The sequence below is a fragment of the Nonomuraea guangzhouensis genome (assembly GCF_019396345.1).
Lineage (GTDB): Bacteria > Actinomycetota > Actinomycetes > Streptosporangiales > Streptosporangiaceae > Nonomuraea > Nonomuraea guangzhouensis.
The window spans coordinates 365,109-377,538 of the sequence record NZ_JAHKRM010000008.1 but is presented as its reverse complement, the minus strand read 5'-3'; the positions used below and the strand labels follow the sequence as shown (position 1 = coordinate 377,538).

General features: G+C 68.9%; 8 protein-coding genes and 2 pseudogenes. 6 read left to right on the top strand and 4 right to left on the bottom strand.

The window, feature by feature from the left end; all coding sequences use genetic code 11:
• The first annotated feature begins 276 nt into the window (after window positions 1-276).
• A pseudogene (locus KME78_RS18940) lies at window positions 277-1,125 on the top strand (transposase family protein).
• A 163-nt stretch (window positions 1,126-1,288) separates the two neighbouring features.
• Here the strand turns inward: KME78_RS18940 and KME78_RS18935 are convergent.
• Window positions 1,289-1,429 (bottom strand): hypothetical protein, encoded by a 141-nt coding sequence (locus KME78_RS18935; protein WP_219530385.1) that lies wholly within the window; start codon window positions 1,427-1,429, stop codon window positions 1,289-1,291.
• Between the two features lie 494 nt (window positions 1,430-1,923).
• Window positions 1,924-3,228 (bottom strand): annotated as a pseudogene (locus tag KME78_RS68430) (IS701 family transposase).
• Between the two features lie 67 nt (window positions 3,229-3,295).
• Here KME78_RS68430 and KME78_RS18920 point away from each other — a divergent pair.
• Entirely contained in the window at window positions 3,296-4,762 is a 1,467-nt protein-coding gene (locus KME78_RS18920; RefSeq protein ID WP_219530382.1) for a DUF2079 domain-containing protein, read from the top strand.
• On the opposite strand, the gene KME78_RS18915 is transcribed toward KME78_RS18920, so the two are convergent.
• Window positions 4,748-5,857 carry a glycosyltransferase family 4 protein gene (locus KME78_RS18915; RefSeq protein ID WP_308127022.1) on the bottom strand — a complete coding sequence of 370 codons (1,110 nt, stop codon included), beginning with the start codon at window positions 5,855-5,857 and terminating at the stop codon, window positions 4,748-4,750. The genes KME78_RS18920 and KME78_RS18915 overlap by 15 nt on opposite strands.
• A 39-nt stretch (window positions 5,858-5,896) precedes the next feature.
• Between KME78_RS18915 and KME78_RS18910 the strand changes: the two genes are divergently transcribed.
• The 3 genes from KME78_RS18910 (at window position 5,897) to KME78_RS66185 (ending at window position 11,273) form a co-directional block, all read left to right on the top strand.
• A complete protein-coding gene (locus KME78_RS18910) occupies window positions 5,897-6,715 on the top strand; it encodes a PIG-L deacetylase family protein (protein WP_308127021.1) in 819 nt (272 codons plus the stop codon).
• Between the two features lie 49 nt (window positions 6,716-6,764).
• Window positions 6,765-7,826 carry a lysylphosphatidylglycerol synthase domain-containing protein gene (locus KME78_RS18905; RefSeq protein ID WP_219530380.1) on the top strand — a complete coding sequence of 354 codons (1,062 nt, stop codon included), beginning with the start codon at window positions 6,765-6,767 and terminating at the stop codon, window positions 7,824-7,826.
• Between the two features lie 78 nt (window positions 7,827-7,904).
• The gene (locus tag KME78_RS66185) at window positions 7,905-11,273 is read left to right on the top strand and encodes an ATP-binding protein (protein ID WP_219530379.1); all 3,369 of its coding nucleotides are present in this window, start codon (window positions 7,905-7,907) and stop codon (window positions 11,271-11,273) included.
• Here the strand turns inward: KME78_RS66185 and KME78_RS18895 are convergent.
• Complete coding sequence (locus KME78_RS18895) at window positions 11,242-11,766, bottom strand: hypothetical protein (RefSeq protein ID WP_219530378.1); 525 nt, start codon at window positions 11,764-11,766, stop codon at window positions 11,242-11,244. The two genes, KME78_RS66185 and KME78_RS18895, sit on opposite strands and share 32 nt — an antisense overlap.
• A gap of 149 nt (window positions 11,767-11,915) precedes the next feature.
• Between KME78_RS18895 and KME78_RS18890 the strand changes: the two genes are divergently transcribed.
• Complete coding sequence (locus KME78_RS18890; RefSeq protein WP_219530377.1) at window positions 11,916-12,410, top strand: DedA family protein; 495 nt, start codon at window positions 11,916-11,918, stop codon at window positions 12,408-12,410.
• Window positions 12,411-12,430 lie beyond the last annotated feature (20 nt).

Sequence of the window (12,430 nt, the reverse complement as noted above, 5' to 3'; positions counted from 1 at the left end):
AACTGGCCCTCGGCTTCGGTAACCGTTCATAGGCTTTCGAAATTCGTCGGCGGTTCACTCTCGTTCGCCTTCTCCGGCCGCGCAACTCCCGAAGCAGGTGCCCGGCGGAGGCGCCAGAACCGCTGGCCACCACAATGAGCTGTTGTCTGTAACTGTTCGTCGCTCTGGGTAGTGTTCGACGGCTTCGACATGCCGCGGCCCGGTGATCGACATGCGTAAAACCCCTGATAGAGGTGGTCTTTTCTAGATATCAACTTCATAAATCAAGGGCTTCACGTGTCCACAAGCGTCACATACTCGGCGACTCTCGACGTACGCCGGAAGACCGTGCCGTTCCTGTCCGCTCTGCTGCATGCCGAACACCGTCGCCGGGGCACCCGGCGCGACCGCCGAACGCTCGACTGCTTCGCCCACCCGTGCTCATCCTGCGCTGGTTTTGCGACGGCACCCACATCCGGCAACTAACAGCCGATCACGGCATCAGCAGCACCACCGCCTACCACTACCCGCACGAGGGCATCGAAGCCCTGGCCGCACATGCCCCGGACCTGCACCCGGCTCTGAACGCGGCCCAGCGGGCGGGCCTGACGCATGTCAACCCCGACGGCATCGTCATCGCCGCAGACCGTGTCGCTACCCCCGGCCTATACGGCGCCGACTTGTGATGGTCCGGAAAGCACAAGCACCACGGCGGCAACATCCAGGCCATCTCCACTCCCGACGGCTGGCCGCTGTGAGTTTCTGACGTCCAACCCGGCTGCGAACACGACATGACCTGCGCCCGCCGTCACGGCGGCCGTGACGGCCCTGGCCACCGTCCGCGCCGACCCGCCGAGGCTGGCCGACCTGGGCTACGAAGGCGCCGCCGACATCATCCACGTCCCGGTCAAGAAGAAGGCCGGCCAGCACAAGCTGAGTGACGATCAGCACCCCTACAACAAGCTCCTGCGCGGAGTCGGCGAACGCGCCAACGCCCAGCTCACCGCCACATTCAAGACCCTGCGCCGGTTCATTCTCAAAACCCCCTGGAACATCGGGAAGATCACCCAGGCAGCTCTGGTCCCGCTCTACCGCGGGAACAATCGGACCCCGCCACCATCACACAACGTGACCTTCGATTGCTGACAACAGCTCGGTGGCCGGGAAGCATACCGACCACGGTGTCGCCGGGCCCGTCGAGGCCACTCTCAACGCTTCTCCGCACCCACGATCTCACGCCCCGTTACACGCAGAACTTCTAAAAGGCGCTTAGTAGCCATAAACATTCATTCCGCGATTATGCAACCACTCAGAGTAGTAAAAACCAGCGACGGACAGCTATTCCCACAAAGAATTTAAATAAACATCTTTTAAAGAATGGACGTTGATGATAGGGAGATAATAACGTTTTGATATCGCTGCCCATAGGAGGCTTGATCACTGCGCTCATGACTGAAATGCTCTTATTGAGTCAAACAAGAGGTCACCAAATCGAAAGGATGAGAAAATGAAGGGTGCTGCTATCTACACCGGACTCGCTGGAGCCATTACGGCGGGGCTTCTATTTGCCACTCCAGCCCAAGCCGCAAACGCCTCGCCCGAAACTAGTCCGCCTACGGCTGGGGCCGAAACTTCTACCGTTACACCCCAGGCGTATGTCCTCGACAAGACATACTATTTCACACCCGGCAATGCAGCGAGCCAGGAAGCCGCCTTGCGTCAAGCATTATTGCGAACCAGCTACTGGGCTTTGCAGGGAATCGATAGCTTCGTTACGGAGTATTCGAACCGATACACAGTTAATCGAGAGGTTTGATTATCCCAAAACTAAACATCCCAAAGGAGCGGCGCATTCAATTGAACGCATCCGCCCACCTTTGATTTGAAGAATTGCCCGACTAGGGGCATCTAATCAACCAAGTGCCCCTAGTACGGCAGTCGCTATTAGCTGACCTGTATGTATGCGGTGGCCAGGCGAGTTCGGTGATGGAACCAGCGAGCACGTGCTTGATGACGGCGTCTCCAAGTTGACCAATGCGCGGCGTGTTCCGGCGACGATGTGCGGGTGGCGGCGTTGAACAGGTGCTTGATCTCGGCGACGGCCAGCGGGATCAGGCCGAGGTCTTGGGGCGGTTATTCGTCGGGGTGGCTGGGGCACATTGGCGTGGGTGTCGGTCCGGTGTCGGACTGCCGCGGCGCTGTCCACACCGACCGCCAGGGCGGCCATGACCAGCACGAGATGTCGCAGGAAGCCTCATAGAGGCGGACCTGGGACTCATCCGGGCCGAACAGGCTCTTGCCGACCTCGAAACTCTCCTTTACCGGCCATCTCAGCCCTGCGGCGGCGATCAGGCGGGGCAGCGTGATGGGCTGGCCGTCGAGAACGAAGCAGTAGCAGAGGGCCAGTTCGCCGGTGGTGCGGTACTTGCGGATGATCAGGTTGTGGGCGGGGCTGGCGGCGGCGAGCAACGCCCAGGCGTATGAGCGTTCGCCTTTGGAACCGTCACCGGCCGAACGGATGGTCCACTTGCGCCTCTGTTTCAAGTACTCGGCCACGGCTTGTTCGCAGGTCAGGCAGCTACCTCCGCCGAGGGTGAGGGCGAAGACGGCGCGGATGCGCAGGACGTAGGCCTGACCACGGCCTTCCAGGAAGGCCCCCAGCTTGGTGCAGGCACGGCAGACCTCGTCACCGGCCACGGAGTCCAGGCATGCCATCGGCGTAGGCCGTTCTCAACAGGTCGATGGCCAGTTCGCCCTTGGTGGCGAAGGTCAACTTTAAGGGCAGGCCGGTGATGATCGCCGTGACCGGGTCGCTGATCTGTTCGGCGGGAATCCATCGCCGTGCACCGATCAGCGCGTGTGCCACGCCGTCGCGGGCTTGGGCTAGGTAGACGGTGTTGATGCCGCCGGCCAAGCGCATGAGCTGACGCTTGAACCCGCCGTGGCCGTGCCCTTCTTCTCCTGACCGGGCTCATCCGGTACGCCTGCGGTCAGGCTGCCCGGCCAGACCGCAGCATCGAGCAGGGTGACGGTGAAGCGGCGGATGGTGCTCATCACGCCCGCAGCGTCCCACCGAGTATGGTTCAACAGCCGCTGAGTGGCGTCCGGACGGCGGTCGCCGATCCATTCGGCGAACGTCCAGCCGTTACGTCTGGGCAGCTCGGACACGACGACCCGAACGTACTTGGCAGCCTGCAGTCGAGGCTCGATCCGGGTGAAGAACGGTGCCAGCGCGCGCAGTAGTCGCAGTCCGTTTCCTGTTCCCGCTCGTCAAACCATGCCCGTCCCATGCGACGGTCTAATGTTGCTGCCCGTGATGCGCGACACGATTATAGCCGGGTCCAAGGTTGGCGTCGCCCGTTGGACGGCCCGGATCACGCCGAACCGCCTGCGCGTCGGGCTGATCGCCGCGGTCTCGGCCGCCGTCTACGCCGTGCTCGGCCTGGTCAAGCTGGCCACCTATCGCGCCAGCACGTTCGATCTGGTGATCGTTGACCAGGCCGTGCGCAACTACGCGCACTTTCGGCCTCCGTACATCCCGATGGTCGGCGCCTTCCACGGCCGGGGGCTCGACTACCTCCAGATCGCCGACCACTTCTCGCCCATCTACGCGTTGCTCGCGCCGTTCTACTGGATCCATGACGGCCCGGCCTCGCTGATCGTGGCGCAGGCGCTGCTGTTCGCCGGCGCGATCCCGTTCATCTGGCTGTTCACCAGGCGGATGCTGGGGACCGCCCCGGCCTATCTGGTCGCCCTGGCCTACGCGCTGTCGTGGCCCGTCGCGCAGGCGATCGCGTTCGACGCGCACGAGGTGATGTTCGTCCCGCTGCTCACCGCGATCATGATCGAGCGCTACCACGCGGGCCGTTTCCTGCCCGCCTTCGCGGCGATGGGCGCGCTCCTCCTGGTCAAGGAGGACATGGGGCTCACGGTGATCGGCTTCGGTTTCTACCTCTTCGTCACCGGCGACAGGTTCCGCGGGCTGTGCTGCGCCGCGATCGGCCTCGGCGGGGTCATGCTGACCCGGGGCGCGCTGATTTCGCTGGCCGGCGGCGAGAGCGCGGACTTCTGGGCCTATGGCCACTTGGGGCCCGACGTGCCCAGCGCGATCCTGACACTGCTGCGCGACCCGGTGGCCGCCTTACTCCTGCCGTTCAGCGAGGAGACCAAGGTCGACACGCTCTTCCTGCTGGCCTGGCCGACGCTGCTGCTCTGCCTGCTGTCGCCGCTGTCGCTGGTCGCGCTGCCGCACCTGCTCGAACGCATGCTGTCGGACCGCGAGCTGTGGTGGCGGGCGGACTTCCAGTACAGCGCCTTCACGGTGGTGATCCTGTTCTGCGCGGGCGTCGACGGGCTGTGCAGGCTGCTGCGCCTGCTCAAGCGCTCGGACGACCGCTCGCTCAAGCTGGCCTGGTCGGCCGGCGCGTGCGTGGTCGCGCTCACCCTGGTGCCGAGGTTCTCCCTGGACCAGCTCTACCATCCGAGCTTCTACAAGGCTGAGGGGATCGCCACCGCGTCGGCCGCCGAGGCGGTGGCCAAGGTCCCGCGGGGCGTCACCGTCGAGGCGGCCAGCTCCCTCGGGCCCGCCCTGACGTCCCGCACCACGGTCCTGCTCTGGACGGGCCAGTCGCACGGCGCCGACTGGGTGGTGGCCGACACGGCGCGCTGGCAGTACCCCTTCGGCTCCCCCGACGATCAGCGCGCCCAGGTGGACCGGCTGGTGACCGAGGGCTACACGAAGGTGTACGACCACGATGGCTATGTGGTGTTACGTCGTACGTGATGATCCAATAGCCTCCGCGTACGCCTGGTCGAACCCCGCCAGGACGGTCGGCCAGGAGCCCGCCGACGGGGGCACGGCGCGGTTGTGGGCGATCACCCGCTGCCGCAGCTCGGGGTCCGTGGCCAGGCGGGCCACGGCGTCGGCCAGGTCGCCGAGGCTGCGGCCGAGCAGCCCCTCGGTGCCGTGCCGGACGAAGTCGGCCACCCCGCTCTGCGCCCGCGCCACCACGGGGAGCCCGGCGGCCCGGGCCTCCAGGGCGGCGATCCCGAACGACTCGCGTGGCGCCGGCGCCACGAACACGTCGGCCGACTCCAGCACCTTGGCGATCTGCTCGCGCGTGTAGCGTCCCGGCAGCGAGACCCAGCCCGTCATGCCGTGCCGGGTCAGATACCGCTCCATCTGGGCGCGCGCCGGCCCGTCGCCGATCACCGTGGCACGCAGCGGGACGCCCTCCGGGACCCGAGAGCGAGCCATGTCGAGCAGCTTGAGCAGCCGCACCGGCTGCTTGCGCGGCGCGAGACGCCCCACAGCCACGATGTGCACCTCATCCCGCACCTCCGACGCCGGCCCCGCCGTGGTGGCCGCGAAGTGGCGCCAGCCTGACAGGTCGAGGCCGTTGGACACCACGTGCACGGGCACCCCCTCCCCCGCGACCGACCGGATCGGCGCCGCCGCCGCGTTGCTGACCGTGGTGCCCACCAACCCCCAGCTCTGCCAGCCGTACGCCAGCCGCAGCAACCGGTAGACGCCCCGCGTGACGGGATCCCACATGCTGTGCACGGTCACCACGCACGGAATTCCGGCCCGCCGCGCGGCCCGCACCCCCATCCAGGCGAACGGCGAGACCGCGCCCATGTGCACATGCACCACGTCGGGCCGCGACGAGGTCAGCCGCCGCGTGAGATGCCCCACTCCGAACGGGTGGACCGGCAGGTCGAAGGGCATCCTGGCGACGATCCGGTGGACCCCGGGCAGCGGCTCGCCCTTGGTCGCGGTGGCCACATCGACGGCGTGGCCGGCCTCGCGCTGCGTACGCACGAGGTCGGCGACCTGAACCTCGATGCCCCCGAGTCGCGGCAGGTAACAGTCACTCACGTGAAAGATCCGCACCCCTCCCAGACTAATCTGGGCCTTGTGCCTCCACGTACCGCTGTGTTCTTTCACGCCCATCCCGACGACGAGGCCCTGCTGACGGCCGGCACGATGGCGATGCTCGCGGCCGAAGGTCACCGCGTGGTCCTCGTGGTGGCGACCGCCGGCGAGCGCGGCCTGGCCGAGATGGGGCCAGGGGAAGAACTGCGCGCCACCCGGCTCAAAGAGCTGTACGAATCCGCCGCGCTGCTCGGCTGCGCCCGCGTCGAGTGCCTCGGCTACGGCGACTCGGGCCTGAGCCCGCAGGGCGGGAGCGCCGAGGAACGGCCCGACGACGCCTTCATCGACGCCGACTCCGAGCAGGCGGCCGGAAAGCTGGCCGCCATCCTTGAGGAGGAGAAGGCCGACCTGCTGTCGATCTACGACCCGGCGGGCGGCTACGGCCATCCCGACCACGTCCAGGTGCACCGGGTGGGCCGGCGGGCGGCCGAGATCGCGGGCACGCCGGTCGTGCTGGAGGCGACGGTCAACCGCGATCCGCTGGTCAGGCTGCTGAAGCTGGCGGGGAAGTTCTACCGGTTCCCGCCCGAGTTCGACGTACGGACCTTCGAGAGCGCCTACTCGGCGAGCGAGACGATCACTCACCGGGTCAATGTCCGGAAATATGCGAAACAGAAGCGGGCGTCGATGTCCGCGCACGCCTCCCAGGCCACCGGCGGCGACAGCGACCGCACGCTGGCCGTGATGCTCAAGGTGCCCGGCCCGATCTACCGCCTCGTCTTCGGCACCGAATGGTACGTACGCCGCGACCTTCCACCGGGCACCCGCCTCAGTCATCCTCTGGACCAGTGGCCGAAATGAGTCCCCAGTATGATCCGGGCCGCCCCCGCGACCGGCAGACTGTACCCCGATGAAGAACAGATGGCTCCAGATCACGCTGTCCGCGCTGTCCCTCGCGCTGGCCGTGGTTCTCGTCGTTTACCTGCCGCAGATCGTCCACGCGCTGACCGGCAAGCCCGTGTCCTGGCACGAGATCGGCAAGCTCTTCGGCACGCTCAGCGTGGGCACGATCGCGCTGATGAGCGCGCTGTGGCTGCTGAGCCTGCTGGCCTACACCTTCGTGCTCACCAACTCGCTGCCGGGCCTCAACAACCTGCAGGCGCTCGCGCTCAACGCGGCAGGCAGCGCGGTGAGCAACCTGCTGCCGTTCGGCGGCGCGGCCGGGGTGGCGCTGACGTTCGGGATGACCAGGGGCTGGGGGTTCGCCAACCGGCCGATCGTGGTGATGACCCTGGTCAGCGGCATCTGGAACACTCTGTTCAGATTCATCCTGCCCGCCGTCGGCATCATCGCGCTGCTGGCGGCCGGCAAGGCGCCCAACCCGACGGTGGCCAAGGCCGGCTGGGTGGGCGCGGTGTCGATCCTGGCGCTCTGCGCGGTGGTGGCCGCCGCCCTCTACTGGGACCGCGCCGCCGCCCTCCTGGGCAAGGGCCTCGACTTCCTCGTACGACTGCTCAGACTCAAGTTCCACGCCTCCGACGCGCTCAACCGGCTGCGCAAGGACACCGCCGAGATCGTGAAGTCGCGCTCGATCGCGCTGTCGCTGGCCATGATCTTCTTCCTGGGCTTCCAGTGGGCGATCATGGTCATCTGCATGCACGCCACCGGCGCCTACCCGGGGCTGGCCCAGTCGATCGCCGTCTTCGCCCTGTCCCGCGTGCTGACCAGCGCCCTGGTGACGCCGAGCGGCGCCGGCATCATGGAGAGCGGTGTGGTGGTGCTGATGACCGGCGCCTTCGGTGTGGCAGCCGCTCCGGCGACCGCGACCGCACTGCTTTTCGGCTTCTGGACTTACACTATCGAGATCCCGTTCGGCGGCCTCGCACTAGGCGCGTGGGCGCTACTGCGCAGGCGCAACGCCAGGAACGCCGACGCGGAGCCCCCGTCCGCGATCTCGAAGGCCCCTCAGTGACAATCCCAAACCCAACCGGCGTTAATCAATCACGGCTCTTGTGCGTGATTCGGAAGCCCGCATAGCGTGGCGGCTGACATGGTGGCGTTCCGAGTTCTGGGGCCAGTCGAGGCGTACGAACACGACGACGAACTCGACCTCGGCGGGTTGCGGCAGCGGGCCGTCCTCGCCCGACTTCTCGTGGCCAGAGGTCAGGTCGTTCCGGTTGACACACTCCTTTACGACTTGTGGGATGACGACACGGCCAAGGGAGCCCAATCGGGGCTCCAGGTTTACATCTCCCGGCTGCGCCGGGTGCTGGAGCCGGGCCGTCCGCGTGGCGGGCCCAACCGCCTGCTGGTGACCGTCGCCTCCGGCTACGCGCTGCGGGTGGCGCCCGACCAGGTCGACGCGCTCAAGTTCGAGCAGTTGGTCAGGGCGGCGGGCGAGCACCTCGAAGAGGGCGATCCGCAGTCGGCCCGCGCCCGCCTGGAGAAGGCGCTCGGCCTGTGGCGGGGCACCCCCTACTCCGACTTCGCCGACCAGCAGTGGGCGGAGGCCGAGGTCAACCGGCTGACCGAGCTGCGGCTGGTGGCGCGCGAGCGGCACGCCGACACCGGGCTGCGCCTCGGCATGCCCGCCGAGACCGTGCCCGACCTGGAGGCGCTCACCACCGAGCACCCGCTGCGCGAGGAGGGCTGGCGGCTGCTGGGCCTCGGCTTCTACCGCTGCGGCCGGCAGGGTGACGCGCTGGCGGCGCTGCGCCGGGCCAGGAGCATCCTGGCCGACGAGCTCGGCATCGACCCCGGGCCCGCGCTGCGCAAGCTGGAGTCCGACATCCTGGCCCAGTCGCCCGAGCTGGAGCTGAGCGTCGCGCCGCGCCCGTCCAGGCCCGTGCAGCAGCCCACCGACACCTGGCCGCCCAGGCCCGCCGCCCCGATCGAGCCGCCGCCGCTGGAGCCCGAGCCGTTCGTCGGCCGCGACGCCGAGCTGGCCAGGCTTACCACGGCCGCCGCCCGCACCGGCAGGTTCCAGGTGGCCATCGTCGCGGGCGTCGCGGGCGCGGGCAAGACCACGCTGCTGCGCCAGCTCGACGGCAAGCTCACCGGCGACGGCTGGATCACCGCCTCCGGCGCCTGCCCGGACTCCAGCGCGACACCGCCGGGCTGGGCGTGGGTGGAGATCCTGCGCAGCCTGGTGGGGGCGACCGGCGCGGGCGAATACGCCCAGTTGCTGGCGCCGCTGCTGGACGACGCCGACCCCGATCCCGACGACGACGAGGCGTCCGGCGGCTTCCGGCTGCACCGGGCGGTCGGCGGCTACCTCGCCGGGGTGGCGCGGCGCGCGCCGGTGCTGCTCACGCTCGAGGACCTCCACTGGGCCGACGACCAGACGCTGGCGCTGCTGCGCGCGCTGCCCAGCCTGCTGGCCACCAGCCGGGTGCTGCTCGTGGTCACGTGCAGGGAGAGCGAGCTCGACGACCGCCAGTCCGACGTGCTGGCCGCGCTCGCCCGGCTCGGCCCGGTCCGGGTCGGGCTGTCCGGCCTCGATCCGAAGGCCGTGGGCGAGCTGGTCAGGGCCACCTGCGTGCGCGAGATCGACGAGGACGCGGTCGAGTCCATCGTCGAGCGCACCGGCGGCAACCCGTTCTTCGTGCGCGAGACCGTACGCCTGCTCGACTCCGAGGCGGCGGCCGACCGGGCCAGCGCGGCCGAAGTGCTGTCGCGGGTGCCCACCGGGGTCCGCGACGTGCTGCGGCGGCGCATCTCCCGGCTGCCGGCCGGGGCCCAGCAGATCCTGCTGCAGGCGGCGGTGATCGGCCGCGACGTCGACGTCGACGTGCTGGTCGACGTGGCGGGCGACGAGGACGCCGTGGTGGAGGCGGTCGAGGCGGCGCTGCTGGCCGGGCTGGTGACCGAGCCGGGGCCGGGGCTGCTCAGGTTCGATCACGACCTGGTGCGCGACACGATCTACTCCGACGCGTCGCGGCTGCGCCGCACCCGGCTGCACGCGGCGGTCGCGGCGGTCATCGAGCGGCGCACGCCGTCCGACGTGGCGGCGCTGGCGCACCACTACTTCCTCGCCGACACCGCCGAGAAGGCCGTCCACTACGCCGGGCTGGCCGCCGAGCAGGCCGAGCGCAGGTTCGCGCACCGCGAGGCCGCCACGCTGTGGGAGCAGGCCATCGCGGCCTTCGACCGCGCCGGCGGCGACACCAAGGAGCGGCTGCAGCTCATGCTCCGCCAGATCAGGGCCCTGGCCCTGTGCGGTGACATGACGGCGGCCAGGCTGCTGCGCCGCCAGGCCATGGACGCCGCGCTGCCGCTGGGCGACCTGGAGATCACTGCGCGGGTGGCGGCGTCGCTCGCCGTGCCGCACAAGGGGATGGCCCGCGACTTCACCCGCACCGCGTGGGAGATCGTCGACGTCACCGAGAAGGCGCTGATGGAGCTCCCCGAAGGGGAGCAGACGCTGCGCGCGAGCCTGCTCACCACGCTGGCGCTGGAGCTGGAGGGCTCGTCGTCGCCCGAGCGGGGGCGGCAGGCGTCGCTGGAGGCGCTGGAGCTGGCCAGGCAGAGCGACGACCCGACGCTGCTCGCGGCGGCCCTCAGCGGGCGGCTGCGCCAGTCCTACGACATCCCGGCGGTCGACACCCGCGAGAGCATCGGCCGCGAGCTGCTGGAGGTCGCCCAGCGCTCCGGGCAGATGGCCACGCAGGCGCTGGCCCACCTGGTGCTGCTCGAATGCGCGGCGGCGCGCGGCGAGTTCGCCGTCGCCGACGAGCACGCCGCCGCGGCCGACCGGCTGGCCAGACAGTACGACCTGTCGGCCCCGGCGGCCGTCTGCGCCTGGTACGCCGGCCAGCGCTTGATGATCGCCGGCGACTACCGAGGTGCCGAGCGGGCCTACGGCGAAGCGGCCAGGATGACCGAACGGGCGGGCATGCTGGAGGGCCGCCAGGACCTGCCGCTGATCACCACGTTCTGCCTGCACCTGGTCGACGGCCGGGCCGCCGAGACGGTCGAGCTGCTCTCCGGGGCCCACCGGCGCGGCGCGAAGTGGACCCTCGACGCCTACGCGCTGGCGCTCGCCTCGGCGGGTCACGTGTCCGACGCCAAGGCCGTGGCCGCCGTACGCCCGCCCGTGCGCCCCGACTTCCTGTACGAGCTGGCGATGACCTGGCGGGCGCTGGCCGGGATGCTGCTCGACGACCGCGAACGGATGATCGACTGCTACGACAAGCTCAAGCCCTTCGCGGACCGCATCGCCGGCGCCGGCACCGGGGTCGTGGCACTCTGGCCGGTGGCGCTGACGCTCGGCGACCTGGCGGTGCGGCTGGGCCAGCCGGACGCGTCGCGGGCCCACTACGAGAAGGCGCTGGAGGTGGCCCAGCGGATGGGCGTGCCGCGCTGGGTGGAGGCGGCGCAGCGGTCGGTCAGCAACTCACCTGGAAGCGGTCGCTCTTGACGGTCCTGGTGCCCTCGACGTTGAGCTCGATGCGATACCAGCCGGGGTTGGCCGAGATCCTGGGCCGCCAGTCCACGGTCCTCTCGTCGCCGGCGAAGCCGTCGTAGTCGACGAAGTAGGTGCGCCAGGTGTGGGTGTCGGCGCTCCAGCGAGCCAGCCGCCAGTCGTACATGACGGTCCGGTCGGGGTCGGGATTGACGACCACGCTGCGGGCCACGAACGTCTTGACGCACCCGGTGTCGCTGCCCGGCAGCGCGCTGACGCTGACCTTGCCCGCCTTGGCGGGCTGCGACGTCCGGGGGCTGAGCGAGGAGGTGATGGGCAGTTCGCGGGCCGACAGGGTGACGGTCTGCGTGGGCCGCGGCGCGGAGCTGGCGGTGTCGTAGGCCGAGAAACCGACATAGGCTCCGGTGAAGGCGAGAGCCGCCACGAAGAGCTTGGCCGTGTTGGCCGTGCCGGAGACCAGAACCGCACTGCTTCTCGTCGTTGCCATGATCGACCCTCCTTCTTGCTCACCTACAGGTGTATGCGAAGGTGGTTGAACCCTGGTTGTCGGCGAGTTGCACCCTGCTATGGCGACGACTTGCCCCTTGAACTAAGGTAAGCCTGACCTAAACGCGCGACGGGGTTGTGGGGGTCCTGATGCGACATCTGGCGATCACCATCGATCCCGTGGGGCCGATCTGGCTGGGCGTCGTGCTGATCATCGCCCTGTTCGGCGCGTTCCAGGCGTACTACTGGATCGGCCGCAAACTGGGCGAGCGGCTGTACGACTCGCGCATCGGCCTCAAGCTCGGCCGGGATCGGATCGCGAAGGTCGAGGGCGTCGTCGAGAAGTGGGGGGCGTTCGCGGTCTACGGGTGCTTCTGGGTGCCCATGCTCCGGCACACGCTGCCGTGGGTCGCCGGGGCTCTCCGCGTCTCATACCCCTGGTACGTCGTGGCCAGCGCGCTGGGCTGTCTGACCTGGGCGCCCATCTGGTGGTTCGGCCTGACCGCGCTGATCTGGGCCTGGCTCCAGGTCGCCGCCCGGTCACCGATCACGGCGGCGGTCCTGGCCGTGCTGATCGTCGGCGGGGCGGTCGGGTTCGTCGTGTGGCGCAGGAAGAAGCGGGCCGACAAGGCACTGGCCGCCTGACACTGGGGATTTCGCGGCTT